The organism is Candidatus Limnocylindrales bacterium, assembly GCA_035571835.1.
Taxonomy (GTDB): Bacteria; Desulfobacterota; Binatia; order UBA1149; family CAITLU01; genus DATNBU01.
On sequence record DATNBU010000018.1, the window covers coordinates 137,614 to 155,770 of the forward strand.

Sequence of the window (18,157 nt, forward strand, 5' to 3'; positions counted from 1 at the left end):
CTGTCGAATGACGGCACATTGCCGGCATGACAACGACAGGAACGATGCGAGCCGCCGAAGCCCCCGCCGTCCACCATGTCCCGCTGTCGATCCGGATCCTGCGGCGGCTGAGACCGCTGATCGCATGGTTTCTCGGATCGCCGCTGCACGGCGTGCTGAGCGGCGACGTTCTCCTGCTGAGCTGGAGCGGCAGGAAGTCCGGCAAGCGCTACGCGCTTCCGATCTCGTACACGGAGCTCGGCGGACGCTTGTATCTGTGCACGCGAGCGGGCGGCTCGACCTGGTGGCGCCATCTGCGCAACGCGCCCGAAGTGGGCCTGGTCCTCAAAGGAAAGAATGCGCGCGCGATCGCGACCGTGCTCGACCCGGCCTCGGCGGAAGCCCTCGACGGACTGCGCGCGTTTCTCACGCGCAACCCGGGCACCGGCCGCCTTCTCTACAACGTCGCGGCGGACGCGAACGGCACCCCGCGCGAGGACGACCTCGAGCGTGAGGTACTGGCATCGATCGTCGTCCGGCTCGAGCCGCTCGAACGGTAACGTTTGAGCGTTGCGCGGCGGATACCGATCCGGCGCGCAGCGCCCGGGCAGCCTACTTCTTGCGCGCGGCCTCGGCCTTGAGCTTGGTGGCCTGCTGCGCCGTGATGGCCTGCTGCTTCTTGTTGTCGGAGCTGGCCGTCTTGGCCTGCTTCTGGGAGTTCTTTTTCTGTGTTGCCTTCGGAGACTTGTCGCCCATGGGTGATCCTTTGAATCGATTGCATGGTCACCGGGCCCGTACCCGGAGACGGTTGATTTTCGCCACCCTGCGCCGAATCCATCATCGACGCCAGTCGCCTAGCGTACTTCCGGCAATGGGGTGGGCGTGGGCGGCCGGCGCATGAGCGGCACGAGCGGAATCAAGGCGACGAACACGCAGAACACGATCAGGTAGCAGTCGCGGAACGCGAGCGCGGTCGCCTGCGCCGCGATCGACTGCTCGATGATCTTGTATGCGCCGGCCAGCGCGTCGGACGGATCGAGGCCCTTCTGCTGAAGGCCGGAGACGAGCTGCGCGATGCGAAGCCGCGTCGCCTCGGAGAGCGGCGAAACCGACTCGGCCAGGTACGCGTGGTGCAGCGCGCCGCGGTGGTCGATCAGCGTAGCCAGCGCAGCAATGCCGAAGCTGCCGCCGATCTGCCGGAACAGGTTGTAGAGCCCGGCACCCTGGAGAAGGTCTTCCGGCGGAAGCGCACGCAGCGTCGCGGTCGACAGCGGCACGAACATGAGTCCCATCGCCATGCCGCGACCGATCTGCGGCCAGAACAGATCCGAAAACCCGCTCTGGCCCGTCCACTGGCTCATTCCCCAGACGGCTGGAAGGAACACCGCGATGCCGAGCCCGAACAGCGGCGCCGGCCCGAGCCGGAACACGAGCCGGCCGGCGATCGGCATCATCAGCGCAGTCATCAGCGTGGACGGAAGAACCGCCACGCCCGACTGCCACGACGTCCAGCGCAGCAGGTTCTGCGTAAAAAGCGGGAACAGGAAAATGCTGCCGTAAAGTCCGATTCCCATCGCAACGCCGCACGTGCAGCCGACGACGAGAGCACGATGGCGAAGCACGCGCAGGTTGACGACCGGATGCTCGGTTGCGAGCTCGTGCACGACGAACCACACGAGCGCGATCGACGCGACGACGGAAAGGCCGACGATGCGGTTGCTCTCGAACCAGTCTTCGCGATGCCCGATTTCGAGGAGAATCTGCAGTGCGGAGATCCCGACGATCAGGAGCGCGATGCCCGACCAGTCCGTTGCCTCGCGCTTGCGCACGTTCTCCGGCCGCTGCCGCGGCAGATAGCTCCAGCAGAGCAGCGCGGCCGCAATGCCGATCGGCACGTTCACGTAGAAAATCCACGGCCACGCCCACACGTCGGTGATCCAGCCGCCGAGAGTGGGGCCGAGGCTCGGACCGAGCATCGCGCCCACGCCGAAAATCGCCTGGCCGGTTCCCTGCCGCTGCGCAGGGAAGGTCTCGACCATGATCGACTGGCCGAGCGCCAGCAGCGCGCCGCCGCCGAGCCCCTGGACGACGCGGAACGCGACCAGCTCGGGCAGAGTGCGCGCCGCGCCGCACAGGAACGATGCGACGGTGAACAGGATGATCGAGCCGACGAAGTAGCGGCGCCGCCCGAACGCGGCCGCGAAGAAGCTCGTCATCGGGATCACGATCACGTTGGCGACGATGTACGACGTGGCGACCCACGAAATCTCGTCGACCGTCGCGCCGAGGTTTCCCATCATCGTCGGCAGCGCCACGTTGACGATGCTGGTGTCGAGGATCTCGAGCACCACGGCGAGCATGACGCCGATGATCATCAACCACTCGCGCGAGGTGAGGCTCGCCGGGCGGGACGGGTGATTCTCAGCGGATGCGGACACGCACGTCGACGGACATGCCGACCGACAGGTCGGGGCTGGCGCTTCCCGGCGCAGGCGGATCGAGCGCGATGCGCACCGGAACACGCTGCACGACTTTTGTGAAGTTGCCGGTCGCGTTGTCGGGCGGCAGCAGCGCGTATCTTGCTCCGGTGGCGGGTGCGATCGATTCGACGTGACCTCGGATCGCGGCCTGAGGAAACGCGTCGACGCGGATCTCGGCCTCGTCGCCCGCGTTCATCTCCTCGATCTGCGTTTCCTTGAAGTTCGCGATGACCCAGTTCGCAGAGTCTTCCGCGAGCGCGACGAGCGGCTGGCCGGGCGTGACGTTGGCGCCGAGCTCGACGTTCTTGCGCCCGACGGTTCCGGCGAACGGCGCCGTGACGATCGTATGAGAAAGTGCGAGCTCGGCTTCGTGCACCATCGCTTCGGCCTGGCGCACGGGCGCGTCGCTGCCGAGCGTCGCGCGCTGGGCACGCTCGAGCTCTTCGGCCGCATGAAGCGTCGCAACTGCGCTGTCGCGTGTCGCGACGGCCGAATCGAGATCGCTCCTGCTCGAGACTTCATGCGTGACGAGGTTGCGCGTGCGCGCCAGCTCCTGCTCGGCGTGATGCAGCGTAGCCTGTGCGGCGGCGATCTGCGCACGGGCGGCGTCAGCCGACGCGGAAGTTTCGGCCATATGGTTGTGCGCGGCGTCAAGATCAGCGCGGGCCCTGGCAAGCCGCACTTCGTAGTCGGCGGGATCGAGCTTGACCATCGGCGCGCCGGCGGCGACATGCTGGTTTTCCTGGACCAGCACCTCGACGACATGCCCGGGCACCTGCGGAGAAAGAAAGACCAGATGACCTTCGACGAACGCGTCGTTGGTCGTCTCGTAGTCGCGCAGCACCAGCACCCAGTACGAGACGACGGCTGCGATCGCGATGACCGCCGTACCGATGAGGATCGGACGCACGCCGATGCGCGTCCGTTCGTTCGCAATTCCGGCTACAGCCTCAGCCATGTCTGCTCTCACTGTTGCCGGCTCGCATGCCGTCAAGGAAGATCGCGACGTACGCCTCGGCGACTTCTTCCGGAGGCTGCGGATACTGGTCGTGCTGACCGAACACGTGGCGCACGATCAGGTGGTCGACCACCATGCCCATGAACGCGCGCGCGGCGAGTCGCGGTTCGATTGCGCGCAGCGCGCCTTCGCGCGTCCGGCGCTCGATATAACCGGTCAGGAAATCGCGCAGCCTTACGATGCGTTTCTCGTGGAATGGCCGCGACAGCTCGTGTCCCTCGAGCGCAGAGAACAGGATCAGGCGCAGGATCGACGGATCGCTCTCGACGCTGCGGAACAGTGTCAGCGCAAGCTCGGTGAAGACGGCGTGGTCGTCGCCGCTGCGCGCGTGCGGGGCGACCGATTCGAGCAGGTCGGATGCCGCCGCGCGCTCGTCGAGGATCGCCGCATACATCGCTTCCTTGCTCGCGAAGTAGCGGTAGAGCGCGGCCTCGGTGATCCCGACGGCCGCAGCGATGTCGCGCGTGGTGGTGCCGCTGAAGCCGTGGGTGCCGAACAGACGCGCGGCTTCGCGCAGGACCTGGGCCCGGCGTTCGTCGGCCGTGAGCCGTGGAGAAGATTTCGCTAGCGCGCTGGAAGCCATCTAGTAAGCGTTTACTAACCAAGCCGCGATTGGTCAACCTTTTCGAGCCTCCCCGGAACCCGGTTCGATGGAACTGCCGATTCCCGTTGACGGAACGTTCACAATATTCTAAACGTTCACAACGTGCGGTGAGGTCGAGGCGGCGACGGCGGCTCGACCGCGACGGCCGGAAGGAGAGTTCAGCAGATGGAGCGCAAGGTCGGAGTCTTCGTCGAAGGAATGGGCGCGTCGGCGGCGAGCTCGGGCGTCCTCAACTCGCTGCAGGGTCGCATCTTCGCGCTGCTGTATCTCGAGCCCGCGCCGCTTTCGCTCGAAGACATCGCCGTCAAGCTCGACCAGAGCAAGAGCAACATCTCGATCAACATCCGCGGCCTCAGCGACTGGCATCTGGTCCGTCGCATCCACATGCCGGGCTCGCGCCGGGATCACTACGAAGCGGCGACGGATCTCGTGCGCGTGATGCAGGAGATCATCGAACGGCGTTTCCGATGGAACATGCGCCAGGTGCTGGCGACGATCCAGGAGACGCGAAGCGTGGACAGCGCTGCGCCGTCCACCGACGAAGCGTTCATCAACCAGCGCCTGACGACTCTCGAGACGTTCTTTCGCGTGATGGACGCAACTGCGGGAATGCTCGCTCCGGGCAGGCCGTTCCCGCCACAGCTCGCCGCCATGGCGGCGACCGCCGGCGATGCTCCCAAGGAAACGAAGCCGGCAAGGAGGTCCAGATGATGGATCCAGTCACCAGCGTCGTGCTCGCATGGCTGTTGTTTGCGGTCACCCATATCGGCATGGCTTCGGCGCCCGTACGCGGGCCGCTATCGCACCGGTTCGGGGAGAAGGGATTCGCCGCGATATTCTCTACCGTCGCGGCGGTCACGTTCGCCGTGCTCTGCTACGTGTACTCGAACGCGAGCAGCGCCGGGCCGCCGGGGCTCGCACTCGGCGCAACGTGGCTTCGCGCGCCGCTGATCGCGGTCAGCGTCCTCGGCATCGTGTGCGCGTGCGGCGCGCTGTTCGACTATCCGACCGGGGCCTACGCGGTCGGAAAAGCGGGGCAGCAGCCCGAGCCGCGCGGATTCGAACGCATCACGCGCCACGGATTCGCGGTAGGAATGTCGCTGGTGGGCCTCGCGCATGCGCTGCTCGCGACGCATCTCAGCGGCACGGTTTTCTTCGCGATACTGTTCGTCTTCGGAATCGTCGGCAGCATCCATCAGGACGCCAAGCTGCTGGCGCGCAATCCTTCCGTGCATGGCCCCTACATGGCCAGGACCTCGCTGATTCCGTTCGGCGCGATCCTCGCCGGACGCAACCGCCTCGTGCTTGCCGAGCTGCGGCCGCTGTCGATCGTTCTCGGCCTCGTCGCCGCGTGGGGACTGCGCCAGGCACATCCGGCGATCTTCGCACACGGCGGAATCTACGTGACGGCAGCCGCGATCGGCGGCGCAATGGTCGCGACGCTGCAGGTCGCGCTGGTCAGCGTGCGCCGTGCGCGGCGTCGCAGGAAGAAAGCGGCGAATCTGCCCGGCATCGACGCAGCGCAGACCCACTGACCGAGGCGGATGCATCGACGCAGGAGCGACGGAAGCCGTCGCACCTCGACCAAGGGAGCTTGGTCGTAGGAGCCGGGCTCGCGAGGATGAAGGCGTGACCTCGACGTGGCCGCGCCGCGACTTTCCGCACGCCTGCACGTAAACAGATGCCGTGGCCGTCAAAGCAACGATTTTCAAGATCGACCTCGAGATCGCCGACATGGATCGCGGCTACTACGGCTCGCACGCGCTGACGATCGCGCGGCATCCGTCCGAAACCAGCGAACGAATGATGATCCGCGTCCTCGCGTTCGCGCTCTGTGCGCACGAACGGCTCGAGTTCGGCACCGGCATTTCCACCGCCGATGAACCGGACCTGTGGCGTCGCAGCCTGACCGGCGACATCGAGCATTGGATCGAGATCGGGCAGCCGGATCCGCGGCGCATCCACAAGGGATGCGGGCGCGCCGGCAGCGTGAGCGTGTACCTTTACGGCGGCAGGAAGGCCGCGACCTGGTGGGAACAGGAGCGCGCAGGCCTCGAGCGTCATTCGAACCTGACCGTCACGCTGCTCGACTCTGAGCAGACGGCAAAGCTCGCCGAGCTTGCCGATCGCGGCATCTCGATCCAGTGCAACATCCAGGACGGAGACGTGTGGATGATGCGCGACTCGATGTCCGTCGAGATCACTCCTGTGGTTTTACTGCGGGGCGGCGATGGACCTCGCGGCGCTGCGCCGACGCGCGGCGCATCCGGGCCTGGCTTGTAACAGGACCCGTTCGCCGTCATCTCGAACGGCAATGGCGGGCAATGGAAACTCGACGCTGCGTACGGCCCGGCGGATCGTCGTTGCGGTAGTCGGCACCACCGTGAGCCTGTTTGGTGTCGCACTGCTGGTGCTGCCGGGTCCTGGACTTCTCGTGATTGCGCTCGGGCTTTCGATTCTCGCGTCGGAGTTCGTCTGGGCGAGGCATTTCCTGCGCCAGGTGCGCGAGAAGATCTCCGCAGCGACCGGAAAAACCGTCTAGGGCGACTCCCTCACGTCACCGGCAGGTCTTCGCTCCCACTTTTCCCTTGCACTGTCCCGAACAGCACGACGCACCCGTCGTGCACGCGCTTCCAGCCGCGCTGCAGCTCGCGCACGAAGGGCTCGCCGCACACTGCGCGATGTCGCTGCAATCGGTTGCTCCGTCGCAATCGTTGTCGATGCCGTCGCTGCACGACGTTTCGGCCGGTGGCGGAGCGCCGCAATCGCCGGCGCACGTGCAGCTGGTTTCGGTTCCATTGCACGAATGATCGCCGCAGACCGGCGCCGCGGGGCAGTCGCGGCTGCAGCTGGTCGTGTTTTCGTTGCCGCCGCACAGGCCGTCGCCGCAGCACGACGCCGCACTGGTCGTTACGCAGCTCCCGCACTGCGATGCGCTGCAGCCGACCGGACCCGAGCCGCCGGGCGCTCCGCAGCAGAAACGCGCGGCAGGCTTGCCGCCCTGCTTCCCGTTGCAGTCGGCCGCGCACGTCAGGCAGTTCTCGCCGTCGCCCGCCTCGCAGATGCCGTTCCCGCAGGTCGCTCCGCTGCCGGTGCAATCGGCAGGGCACGTGCCGCAGGTTTCGCCGGCGCCGCAGATTCCGTTCGTACATCCCGTGAAGGTGAGTGTGCACGACGACGTGCACGCCGGCGTGCCGCCGCAACCGCCGCAGGTGGCTCCACCGAGGCTCGCGCCGTCGCAGCTCTCGCCGCTTTCGATGATGCCGTTGCCGCACACGGCGGGCACGGTCTTGACCATCGTGAAGTAGTCACGCGTCGTTCCGGTCGAATCGAGGAACTTGACGTCGAGCCGCGGTCCGTCGAAGTCGAGCACCAGCGAGCCGAGCGTGACGAGCCCGATGTACATCGCCGGATGATTGAGCGCGGCCGACACCGTTTCGCTCGACGAGCCGGCGACCGCATAGACGGCGCCTTGGCGCGCCTGCGGTCCGCCGCCGGCTTTTTCGTACGCACCGGTGCCGTCCTCGCGCCCGCTGCCGCCGTCCTTCTTCATGCTGCTGGTGAACGTGGCCGACGATCCGTAGTGACCGTCGATCAGGAACGAACGCTCATACGAATGGCTGTGTCCGGTCAGCACCAGGTCGACGCCGCCCTGTTCGAGAAGCCGCACCGCGTTCTCGCGCATCTCGATCATCTCGATGTCGAGATCGGAGTCGTGTGAGCCTTTGGAGTACGGAGGGTGGTGGAAAAAGGCGATGACCCACGTCGCGGTCGTGTCGGCGAGGTCGGCAGCAAGCCACTGCGCCATCCCGCCGGTCATCGAACGGTCGGTCTCGTACGAATCGAGACAGATGAAATGGATGTCGCCGTAGTCGAACGAGTAGTACGCCTCGGTACCGGACGCGAGGCCGCCGGCTTCGCCGGCTTTCGGCAGCGTGAAGATGTCGTAGTACGGCCCGGACTGGGAAGCCGAGTCGGCGGTGTGCCCATCGTGGTTGCCGAGCGTCGGCCACAGCACCGACTTTCGCAGCATGGTCGGATACGTGTCGAAGACTGCCGCCTGGAACTCGCTGTCGGTACCGTCGACATACGCGTTGTCGCCGAGCATCAGCCACAGATCGGTCGGAGTCGACGCAGTGAAATTGAAGTACGCGTCGCGAACTGCACGGGCGTTCGCGTTGGCATTGCCCGAGTCGCCGAGCGCCCAGACGCGCGTCGGCCGCGAGGTGCCCGCCGGCGGCGACGTGACGAACGAATAGCTGCTCGAGTTGCCCGCGAGCTCGGCCGTGGTCGTGCCGACCGAATAGAAATACGCTGTATTCGCCGAAAGCCCCGAAACCGGAACGACGTGCTCGCTTGCCGTCCCCGGCACGCACGCGACCTGCGTCAGGTTCCCGGGTGCGCTGCCGTAACGGACGCAGCCGTCGGTCGCGACCGTGGTGCGCCAGCGAACGACGATGCCCGACGCGGTCCCGAGCTGAAGATACGGTCCGCGCGACACCGATGCACCGGCGTTGATCGTGAGCTTCGGCACGAGCACGAGGTCGCTCGACGGAAGCGTCGAGTTCCAGACGCCGATCGCGAGCACGTTGGTCCCGTTGTGCAGCGCAGGAATGGCCTTGGCCGAAACGTCGGCCAGCGTTCCGTAGTTCGGCGTGGCGGCGTTGCTCGACTCGTGCAGCGCCGCCGGAGTGTTCCACGCAAGAGTGCCGGCCGGCAGCTGCGGCGATCGGAAGACTTCGACGCCGTTGATCCACGCGGCGTAGCCGTCGTCGTAGTCGGCTCCGACCAGGAGGTTGGTGACGGCCGAGACATCGGCGATCGTGAACGTCGTGCGCGTGTAGACCGAGTTGGTCGCTGCGGGGACCGTCGTGGCGAGAAGCGCTGCGGCGCCGGTGCCGGTTTCATAGCCGACGCCGTAGTTGCCGGCCGTCCATGCACCGGCGTTGAAACCCTCGGCCGTCCAGCTGGTTCCGATACCGGGATCCGAGCTGTTCGCGCGCCAGGTCATCGTCTTTCCGGCCTCGACGAGCACCGTCTCCGCGCGCGCGAAGCCGTTCGTGACGAGGACTGCGGCGGCCACCAGCGACGCGCGCAGCAATCCGCGGCGGCGCGCGGGCCGATCGGTCGATGTCGCTGCGATGCTCGAGACGCAAGGCTGATGCGTACGGAATGCGTTCATGGTTTCCCCCCGGAAACTTGAGTCTTTGAGTTCGAAGAAGCCGACAGAGCCGGACGGATCGGCGGCGCCGCGCCTCGCGACCCAGGCGCCGCGCCCTGCGGCCCGAGCGCCGCGATCCTGCTGCGCAGGCTTTCCGCGAGCCCGGTGGTCGCGCGCACGCTTCGGGTATTCGGCGGCAGTTTGTCGATGGCCGCGAGCGCGGCCTGGTATTCGCGCCGCGCGTCTTCGTTGCGGCCGGCTGCGGCGAGAACGTCGCCGCGCCTTGCCATCCACGTTTCCTTGCGCCTGGCGTCCTTCTCGATGCGCGCGATGCGGCTGAGCGCGGCGTCCCATTTCTTCGCACGCGTCTCGAGCTCGATCGCCAGCAGCTCGAGCGCGATGGCGTTGTGAAGATCCTTGAGCCCCTCGTCCAGGCTGGCGATCGCGTCATCGAGGTGCGCGTCGCCCGCCCCGGCGATCGCACGCGCTCGAGCAAGATAATTGTCGGGCTGGGACTCTTCGCGCGCCTTGGCGATTGCGATTCCGCGGCTGAAGGCGGCCGCCGCCTCCAGGTTGGCACCCTGGGCGAGGAGGATCCGCGCGCGCACGATGTGGCCGCCCGAGTTGGAAGGCGACGAGACCAGGAAGCGGTCCGCTGCCGCAAGCGCGAGGGCTGTGTCGCCCGCGTCGAGCAGCGTCTCGGCGACGACCAGGTCGACCACGGCAAGCGTAGGGTCCAGGCGTCGCGCGGTCTCGAAATCGGCGAGCGCCGCTGGCCATTGTGACTTTGTTCGATAGAGCTGGCCGCGCCGAAGGTAGAGACTGGCGTTCGCGGGGTCGCTGTCGAGATGCTTGGTTACTTCTTCGATCTGAAAGTCCGGGTCTTCGTGGGCGACCGCGGGGGCGGCGAAGAGCATCGTGGCAAGCAGGGTCGCCGCAAAAACGGTAGGCATCGGCCCAGCATGAGGAAGGATCTTCGATTGAACAAGCCGGTCGCAGCCGCAGCATTCCGGGTAGCATCGATGATCGCATTGCTGCCGGCCTGCGCCCATGCCGGCGATCGTGCGACCGGCGACTGGGGCGGAGTGCGCACGACCCTGGCCGACCGCGGAGTCGAGGTCGAAGCCGACTACACCGGCGAATCGACCGTGCTCGACGGCGACGACGAGATCTCCTATCTCGGCAACCTCGACCTGTACGTCACGTTCGATACCGAAAAGCTTCACGCATGGAGCGGCGGGACGGTGTTCGTCTACGGAGAAAACAAGCACGGCTCCGGACTTTCGGACGACCTCGGGCTGCTCATGCAGGTCACCAACCTGGAAGCCTCGAGCTTCACGCAGCTCTCCGAATTCTGGCTCGAGCAGCAGCTCGGCGGACACATCGTCTTCCGCCTCGGCAAGCAGGACGCGAACCGCGATTTCGCGAGCCCGCGTTTTGCCGGGAACTTCATCAACTCGTCGTTCGGCGTGCTGCCGGGCTCGCCGCTGCCGTCGTATCCGGCTCCGGCCCTCGGCGTGGCGGTTCTCGCCGACTGGACGAAATGGTTCGGCGCGCGTGCGGGAATCTACGAAGGCGAGCCGCGCGTCGAATCGTTCGGCGCACACGCGTTCGAGGATCACGCCGGAGTGTTCGCGGTGGCGTCGCTTCATCTGGAGCACAGCTTGCTCGGACAGGAGGACGCGGGGCAGCTCGAAGCCGGCGGCTGGACGCATTCCGGCGAAGACCGGTCCGGAGTCTACGGGGTCTATGACCTGCTTCTGTATCAGCATCCCGAGAACAAGGATGACCAGCGCAGCGTGCAGGGCTTCGTGCGCGGCGGATGGTCATCCGAGCAGCCGGACCAGATCGGGACCTACGTCGGCGGCGGACTGACGGCGCACGGGTTCCTCGGCATGCACAACACGATCGGCGTCGGCACCGGCTACGTCAAAAGCGACACGACGCACGAGACGTTCGTCGAGCTGATGTTCAAGTGGCGGCCGCGGCCGTGGTTCACGGTCGAGCCCGACGTGCAGGTGTACGATACGGAGCACGGGCATCCGGTGTTCTTCGTGCTGCGCGTCAAGCTCAAGCTGTGAACGACAGACGCTGATTACAGCCAGCGCTTCCACACACGCGCGACGGTTTCCTTGACCCGCGTCGAAATCCCGCGGCGTTTCCAGTGCGTCTTCGTGATCTCGCGCGATGCGGCGACGTCGTCGCGGAACATCGCTTCGAGCTGGTCTGCGAACTGCTCGCCGAGAATCACCGCATTGATCTCGTCGTTCTTGACGAGGCTGCGGTAGTCGAGGTTTGCCGAACCCACCGTGGACCACACGCCGTCGATCACGGCAGTCTTTGCATGAAGCACCGAGCCCAGCCGCTCGTGCAGCCGCACGCCGGCATCGAGCAGGTCGGAAAAGCGCGCGCGGCCGGCGAATCGCGTCATCCAGAAGTCGGTGACGCCGGGGAGAACGATCTGCGTGTCGACGCCTCGACGTGCGGCCCGGATGAGTGCTTCGACCAGCTCGTCGTCCGGAACGAAATAGGCCTGCGTCAGATGAATCGAGCGCTGGGCATGCTCGATGGCCGACAGCATGGTCGTATGAATGAGACTGAACGAATCATCCGGTGTGCTGCCGATCGCTCGCACGATCTGGTTGCCGGCCGGAGCGGCGGGCGCGAAGTATTCGTTCCACGGCAGCCGGTCCCCGTGCTGCTTTTCCCACGTTTTGCGGAAGAGTTTCTGGAACTCCTGAACGACGGGGCCTTCGATTTCGACGTGCGTGTCGCGCCACGTGCGCATGGTCGCAGACTTTGTGAAGAAACGCCCCGACGAGAACCGCGATGCGCGCGGCGAGCTCCCCGCATACTCGTTGCTGAAATTGAGGCCCCCGGTGAACGCGACGCGATCGTCGACGACGAGAAGCTTGCGGTGGTCGCGCTGCTCGAGCTGCCAGCTGCGGCGCGCTTTGGTCGGGTCAACCGGATTGTACTCGACGACATGGACTCCGGCGCGGCGAAGCTCGTCGAAGAACCGCTCGTCCGTGTCGATCGATCCGACGCTGTCGTAGATCAGGTTCACCGCAACGCCTTCGCGCGCTTTTGACATCATCAGGTCGGCGATGCGCCGGCCGAGCTCGTCGTCGTGGAAGATGTAGACCTCTACGTTGATGTGGTGGCGTGCGTCGCCGAGGGCCCGTTCCATCTCGCGGAAGGTTTCGTCCCCGTCGCGCAGCAGCTGGGCGCGATTGCCCATGACGAGCGGCGCATCCGTGTACGCTTCTTCGACGGCGAGGTGCGCAAGGAGGATTTCGCTTGCACCGGCCTCGCGCGCCAGGGATTCGAGGACGTGCTCGCTGCGCGCCGGCGACAATGCACCCGCCGGCGTTTCGAGGATTGGAGTTGCTCCGACGACATGCTCGATGTCCCGGGAATCCCTTAGCCGGACCCCGGGCGAGCACGACCATGCCAGCGCGGCGACAGCTATCGGAAGAAAAAGCCGCCTGACCCGTGTTGCTGCCGCGCGAGCTCTCACGCGAAACATTCTGCACGATTCTTTCCAACCAGCAGCAGCCGCGCCGATGCCGGTACGCAGTTGGGCAGCAATGGCCGAGATCGTTGCGCCACAGGGGTGCGGCGCGGTGTTGCACATCCGGCAAAAAGCAGCGCAACTCGAAGCAGGTCCCGATGATGTCGGTTCGAGCTCAGCCGTTGCGGTCGACGGTCTTCGTCGCGTGCGCGATCTTTTGCATCGTGCTGACGGGTTGTACGCAGCTGTCGGGAAAGCGAAGCCGCATTGCTGCCGCGCCCGCTCCGACGCGCGAGCTGCTGCTCGACGTGATGACAGCCGGCGACGGGCACATCCGCGTCGCGGAGCAGCATACACCGCAGGATGGACCTCTGCCGTTCTTCGTGCCGCCCGAGCCCGATCGGCTGCGACCGTGCTGCGCGTTCGGATACGATCTGAAGGTCAAGATCGGTGCAGTGCCAGTGCCCGGATTCTCGATGCAGACGGTGCGCGGGCGCTCCGACATCGGTCAGCACTCGTACGGCGCCGGGCTTGTGCAGTTCGCTTCGAGCCCGGTCGCGCACGCTCCCGGACAGCCGTCGCGCGAAAGCAACGGTATCGCGTACACGTGTCGCGGCGGATTCATCGACACCGCGCACCTTCGCGACTACGCGGACCTGACCGCGTATCTCGCGCCGCAGATCCGTGCGCGCCTCGACGGCGGCGGCGACATCGTGCTCGCCGACCAGGGCGGCACGCGCACGGTTCGCGTCCGGCCGCTGCCTCGAGCCGTGTCCGGACGCGAGCGCGACGCGTTTTCGATCGCGGCTGCCGAGTGGACCACGTTCGAGCTTTCGGTGTGGCGCGAGATCGCAACCTGGTACGGCCACGAAACGGTACCGCCGTGGCCCGAGAAGATCTCATCGTTTTCGATCGAGGATCTGTACTCGAACCTGCTCGGAACCAGGCTCGCCGGAGCGCTTCTCGCAACGCGCACGTTTCGTAACGAAGCCGAATACGACTCGGCGATGAGCGCGTGGATCGACGCGGCGCTCGATGCCCTCGGCATCGTCTCGCAGCAAGCGGCCGCCGACGCGATGAAAGCCGTGGCGGGCCTCTGGTGGGATCCGCAGCGCAAGGTTCCCGACTGGAAGGTGCTTCGCCGCCGCAAGTTCGACATCTACGGGACCGTGCCGCCGTGGCTGATCGAATCGGCCTCGGGAAGAACAGTCGACGCCGCGCCGGGCTGCGATGGTCACCAGGAGCCGGTCGTGCTGCACACCATCGATCGCTTGGGTGGCATCACGATCCGCGACGTTGCATCGGTCGAGCTCGTCGTCAGCGACAAGCTCGCATCGCACGGGTTTCCGTTCCCGCGCGGCGGCGACCGGCACATCACGCCGGGGGATTTCCCGACGATCGTCGACGCGATCCGTCGCGAGACGAGCAGAGCGCTCGGCGGTCCGGCCGATCACCCGTAAAAGCGGGGTTTCCTACCGGACGCTCGCAGCCTTATAGTCTCCGGTCTTGGCGCATCCCGGAGAGAAGCTTCTATTCCGTCCCAATACATCGGGACCGGTCTCGGTCTGCCTCGCGTATCCGAATACGTGGGCCGTCGGGATGGCGAACCTCGGCTACCAGGCGGTGTTCCGGATCCTCTCGACGACCCCCGGCATCGTCTGCGAACGGGTCTTTCTGACGGACGACGGCACGCGGCCGAAGACCGAAGAAAGCGGACGCTCGCCGGCCGAGTTCGACGTGCTCGCGTTCTCGCTGTCGTTCGAGAGCGACTACCCGAACATCGTGCGCATCCTCGACAGCGCCGGCATTCCGGCGCGCACCAGGGATCGCAAGGACGGCGAGCGCGGCTGGCCGCTGCTGCTGGCCGGCGGGCCGGCAACGTTTCTCAATCCCGAGCCGGTGGCGCCGTTCTTCGACCTGTTCCTGATCGGTGAAGGCGAAGAGATGATCCGCGATGCATTCGCCGGCGCCGAGGCGTGGGCCGGAGTTTCGCGCGAGCGGATCCTCGACGAGATGTCCGTCGTCGAAGGCGCGTACCGTCCGGATCGCTACGACGTCGAGTACGGCGAAAGCGGTCACCTCGTGCGGCGCACTCCAAAAGATGGCGCGCCCGCCGTCGTCACGCGGCGCTACGTCGCCAACCTCGATGCGTTTCCGACGGCAACTTCGGTCGTCGCTCCGGGATCGGTGTTCGGCGATTACTTCCTCGTCGAGGCGAGCCGCGGCTGCGAGTGGGGTTGCCGGTTCTGCGCGGCCGGATTCATGTACCGGCCGGTGCGCCATCGCAGCGCCGAGTCGATGACCGCGCAGGCGCTCGAAGGGCTGCCGCACGCCGCGGCGTCGACGGTCGGTCTGGTCGGTGCCGAGATGGCGAGTCATCCGGCGATTGCATCCACATGCGAGCGCATTGCAGCGGCCGGCGGCCGTCCGTCGCCGTCGTCGCTCAAGGCGGACCAGATCAGCCCGCGTCTTGCGAAGGTTCTCGCCGGCAGCGGCACGAAGTCGGTCACGGTCGCGCCCGAAGCCGGATCCGAGCGCATGCGGCGCGTGATCAACAAGAACCTGACCGAAGGCGAGATCCTTCGCGCCGCCGAGCTGATGGTCGGCGACGGCGTCGATTCGCTCAAGCTCTACTTCATGTGCGCGCTGCCGACCGAGACCGAGGCCGACCTCGACGGCATCTGCGAGCTCGCGGCGAAGATCCGCGACCGCATGATGGGCCACGGCCGAAAACGCGGGCGCGTCGGGCGCATCACCGTTTCGCTCAATCCGTTCGTGCCGAAGCCGTGGACTCCGTTCCAGTGGGATCCGATGGTGCCGGTGGCCGTCGCGCAGGCGAAGATCGCCTATATCCGCCGAAAGGTCGGGCGAATGCCGAACGTGGACCTCGACGCGGATTCGCCGCGCGAGGCCTACATGCAGACGCTCATGAGCCGCGGCGATCGCCGCGTGGCCGACGTGATCGAAGCACTTGCCCGCACCGAGCGCGGCTGGTGGCAGGAGCTCGGCGAGATCCGTCGCGGTGAAAATCCGGCCATCGCGTTCGACCTCGACGCGTTCGTGCATCGCGAATATCCCGAGGACGCGCTGTTTCCGTGGGACTTCATCGATCATCACATCAACCGCTCGTACCTGTGGCTCGAACGCCGCCGCGCGCATGCCGAGCGCGAAACCGAGCCGTGCGACGTCGCGACGTGCCGCACGTGCGGTGCGTGCTAGGCATGCGGGATCCGCTGGAATAGACCGGTGGTGGTGGGAATCGGCATCGATGCGGTCAGCATCGAGCGCGTGCGGCGCGCCGCCGGCGACACCGAGCGCGGCCTTCGCTTCCGCGCGCGTGTCTTCACCGAGAACGAGCGGCGCGTCTGCGAGACCCGGAAAGATCCGGCCGAATGTTTCGCCGCACGATTTGCTGCCAAGGAAGCCGTGATGAAAGCGCTCGGCGCCGAAGGCATCGCGTTCTCGTTTCGTGAGATCGAAGTCGTGCGCGCGGCATCCGGTGCGCCCGGCATCGTTCTTCACGGACGCGTCGCCGAGCGCGCGCGCGAGCTCGGCGTCTCGGCGATCCATGTTTCGCTGACGCACGCCGAGCCGCTCGCGCTCGCGTCGGTCGTCGCGGAGACCGTCGAATGAAGCAAAAACGGGACAGTCGCGTAAACGGGGACAGACACCGATTGTGCCCCACGCAATCGGTGTCTGTCCCCGATTTCCGCGTCAGCTGCGACAGCATGGTGGCGCTCGGGTCGCGCACGGCCGGCGGTCACACGATCTTCGCGAAGAACTCCGACCGTCCGGCCGCGGAATGCCAGCCGCTGTTTTCGGCTCCGGCGCGAAGGTCGCCGGAAGGCTCGCCACTTCGCTGCCAGTACATCGAGATCGACGACGTCGCCCAGACGTTCGCGCTGGTGGGAGCGCGTCCATCGTGGCTGTGGGGACTCGAGCACGGCGTCAACGAGAAAGGCGTCGCGATCGGCAACCACACGATCTTCACTCGCGACGTTCCCGGCCAGAGCGGCCTGCTCGGCATGGACCTCGTGCGCCTCGGGCTCGAGCGCGGAGCGACGGCCGAAGCCGCCGCCAACGTGATCATCGAGCTCATCGAACGCCATGGTCAGGGAGGCTCCGGCTATTCGGACACGAACTGGCCATACAACAACTCGTTCCTGATCGCCGACGCGCACGACGCATGGCTGCTCGAAGCATCGGCATCGCGCTGGGCGCTGAAGCGCGCGCACGACGGCATTCTGGCCGCGAGCAACCACGTGACGATCGGCGAGGACTGGGACCGCATCGGCCACGATACTGCCGAGCATGCGATCGCGCTCGACTGGTGGCCCGAGCCGACCGGCGTGCGGTTCGATTTTGCGCGCGCGTATCGCAGCACCGAGATCGTTCCGCCGATCGTATCGTCGGGCCGCTATCGCACGACGTGCAGCGCACTGGCCGGCGCCAGGCTCGACGTTGCCTCGGCGCGGCGCGTGATGCGCGATCACTACCAGAGCGGCGACGTGCATCTCCCCGGCGCGTCGCCCGACCAGGAGCGCTACTTCAGCGTCTGCATGCATGCCGATCCGGTCGGCACCACGACCGCGTCGATGATCGTCGAGCTCGACGGCAGCACGGCTCCCGTGATGGCGTGGATGGCGCTGACCAACCCGTGCGTCTCGCCGTATCTTCCGGTCTTCGTCGGCGCGCCGCTTCCTGCCGAGCTCGTTCGCGGTGAGTCCGATCCATCGTCGGGCGGAGCATGGCACCGCTTCAAGTCCCTGCTCGGTGAGGTCGAAAAGGATTTCGCCGCGCGCGCACCGTTCGTACGAACGTTCTGGGACCGCTTCGAGAGCGAGATCGCCGGCGAGACCGAGTCGGCCGTCGCGAGCTTTCGAGCCGCCGAGGCTGGCGTCGAAGCGCGCCGCGCGGCGCAGGCGGATCTCATGTCGCGCGTGTGGGCCCGCGCCTCCGCTGCGCTCGAAGATCTGACCGAGCGCGTTCGCGCTCTCTAGCTACTGGCCGCTGCGCAGGCGGTCGCCTATAGTCGCCCCATGGCCAGACGCGGCGTCGAAGGTGCGCTCTTTTCCGCTCTGCAGGAGCTGGGCAGGGTTTTCGGAGAGAAGCGCGTGATGAACGCGGCCGGTACCGTGCTGCAGACCGCCGCGCAGACCAAGGCCGCAATGGACGACAACGTTTCGACCGTCCTGGGTTTCGCCGGGCTCCCGACACGCGGCGACCTCGAAGCTCTTCGCCGGCAGATGGACGTGATGCAGGCAACGCTCGCGAACCTGTCGCGCAAGATCGATCGCCTGATCGAAGAAGCGCACGAAGACCACAATGCCGCCGAGCCGGGTGAACGCCGTCGCGCGCGCCGCCCTCGCGCGAAGTCAGCCGGCTGACGACGCGCCGCTGC

Annotated in this window: 18 protein-coding genes; 11 read left to right on the forward strand and 7 right to left on the reverse strand. The window is 66.5% G+C overall.

What is annotated here, in order from left to right; translation table 11 throughout:
* Positions 1–26 precede the first annotated feature (26 nt).
* Entirely contained in the window at positions 27–539 is a 513-nt protein-coding gene (locus VN634_08970; GenBank protein ID HXC51000.1) for a nitroreductase/quinone reductase family protein, read from the forward strand.
* Between the two features lie 52 nt (positions 540–591).
* On the opposite strand, the gene VN634_08975 is transcribed toward VN634_08970, so the two are convergent.
* From VN634_08975 to VN634_08990, 4 genes are all read right to left on the reverse strand, one after another.
* Positions 592–735: a hypothetical protein gene (locus tag VN634_08975; protein HXC51001.1), complete on the reverse strand. Its 144-nt coding sequence runs from the start codon at positions 733–735 to the stop codon at positions 592–594.
* Between the two features lie 98 nt (positions 736–833).
* On the reverse strand, positions 834–2,354 hold the full coding sequence (locus VN634_08980; protein ID HXC51002.1) for a DHA2 family efflux MFS transporter permease subunit: 1,521 nt from the start codon (positions 2,352–2,354) through the stop codon (positions 834–836).
* Positions 2,355–2,400: 46 nt separating this feature from the next.
* The gene (locus VN634_08985; protein ID HXC51003.1) at positions 2,401–3,417 is read right to left on the reverse strand and encodes an HlyD family secretion protein; all 1,017 of its coding nucleotides are present in this window, start codon (positions 3,415–3,417) and stop codon (positions 2,401–2,403) included.
* Entirely contained in the window at positions 3,410–4,060 is a 651-nt protein-coding gene (locus VN634_08990; protein HXC51004.1) for a TetR/AcrR family transcriptional regulator, read from the reverse strand. The genes VN634_08985 and VN634_08990 overlap by 8 nt, the downstream gene beginning before the upstream one ends.
* A 186-nt stretch (positions 4,061–4,246) precedes the next feature.
* Here VN634_08990 and VN634_08995 point away from each other — a divergent pair, with 186 nt between their 5' ends.
* From VN634_08995 to VN634_09010, 4 genes are all read left to right on the forward strand, one after another.
* A complete protein-coding gene (locus tag VN634_08995) occupies positions 4,247–4,792 on the forward strand; it encodes a hypothetical protein (protein ID HXC51005.1) in 546 nt (181 codons plus the stop codon).
* Entirely contained in the window at positions 4,789–5,616 is an 828-nt protein-coding gene (locus VN634_09000; protein ID HXC51006.1) for an NnrU family protein, read from the forward strand. The genes VN634_08995 and VN634_09000 overlap by 4 nt, the downstream gene beginning before the upstream one ends.
* Positions 5,617–5,767: 151 nt before the next feature.
* A complete protein-coding gene (locus VN634_09005) occupies positions 5,768–6,364 on the forward strand; it encodes a YaeQ family protein (protein HXC51007.1) in 597 nt (198 codons plus the stop codon).
* Between the two features lie 31 nt (positions 6,365–6,395).
* Positions 6,396–6,623 carry a PGPGW domain-containing protein gene (locus tag VN634_09010; GenBank protein ID HXC51008.1) on the forward strand — a complete coding sequence of 76 codons (228 nt, stop codon included), beginning with the start codon at positions 6,396–6,398 and terminating at the stop codon, positions 6,621–6,623.
* Between the two features lie 15 nt (positions 6,624–6,638).
* Here the strand turns inward: VN634_09010 and VN634_09015 are convergent, their stop codons facing one another.
* Both VN634_09015 and VN634_09020 read right to left on the reverse strand, forming a co-directional pair.
* The gene (locus VN634_09015; protein ID HXC51009.1) at positions 6,639–9,263 is read right to left on the reverse strand and encodes a metallophosphoesterase family protein; all 2,625 of its coding nucleotides are present in this window, start codon (positions 9,261–9,263) and stop codon (positions 6,639–6,641) included.
* Positions 9,260–10,195: a tetratricopeptide repeat protein gene (locus tag VN634_09020; protein HXC51010.1), complete on the reverse strand. Its 936-nt coding sequence runs from the start codon at positions 10,193–10,195 to the stop codon at positions 9,260–9,262. Before VN634_09020 ends, VN634_09015 begins: the two co-directional genes overlap by 4 nt.
* Positions 10,196–10,222: 27 nt before the next feature.
* On the opposite strand from VN634_09020, the gene VN634_09025 reads away from it, so the two are divergent.
* Complete coding sequence (locus VN634_09025; GenBank protein ID HXC51011.1) at positions 10,223–11,323, forward strand: carbohydrate porin; 1,101 nt, start codon at positions 10,223–10,225, stop codon at positions 11,321–11,323.
* Positions 11,324–11,337: 14 nt separating this feature from the next.
* On the opposite strand, the gene cls is transcribed toward VN634_09025, so the two are convergent.
* Positions 11,338–12,762, reverse strand: a complete 1,425-nt coding sequence (gene cls, locus VN634_09030) for a cardiolipin synthase (protein ID HXC51012.1) — start codon at positions 12,760–12,762, stop codon at positions 11,338–11,340.
* Positions 12,763–12,914: 152 nt separating this feature from the next.
* Between cls and VN634_09035 the strand changes: the two genes are divergently transcribed.
* The 5 genes from VN634_09035 to VN634_09055 are packed head-to-tail and all read left to right on the forward strand — an operon-like array spanning position 12,915 to position 18,143.
* The gene (locus VN634_09035; protein ID HXC51013.1) at positions 12,915–14,216 is read left to right on the forward strand and encodes a DUF4056 domain-containing protein; all 1,302 of its coding nucleotides are present in this window, start codon (positions 12,915–12,917) and stop codon (positions 14,214–14,216) included.
* 46 nt (positions 14,217–14,262) lie between these two features.
* Complete coding sequence (locus tag VN634_09040; protein HXC51014.1) at positions 14,263–15,975, forward strand: radical SAM protein; 1,713 nt, start codon at positions 14,263–14,265, stop codon at positions 15,973–15,975.
* Between the two features lie 27 nt (positions 15,976–16,002).
* Complete coding sequence (gene acpS, locus VN634_09045) at positions 16,003–16,389, forward strand: holo-ACP synthase (GenBank protein HXC51015.1); 387 nt, start codon at positions 16,003–16,005, stop codon at positions 16,387–16,389.
* A 59-nt stretch (positions 16,390–16,448) separates the two neighbouring features.
* Positions 16,449–17,756 (forward strand): hypothetical protein, encoded by a 1,308-nt coding sequence (locus tag VN634_09050; GenBank protein HXC51016.1) that lies wholly within the window; start codon positions 16,449–16,451, stop codon positions 17,754–17,756.
* A 39-nt stretch (positions 17,757–17,795) separates the two neighbouring features.
* Positions 17,796–18,143 (forward strand): hypothetical protein, encoded by a 348-nt coding sequence (locus tag VN634_09055; GenBank protein ID HXC51017.1) that lies wholly within the window; start codon positions 17,796–17,798, stop codon positions 18,141–18,143.
* Positions 18,144–18,157: the final 14 nt, after the last annotated feature.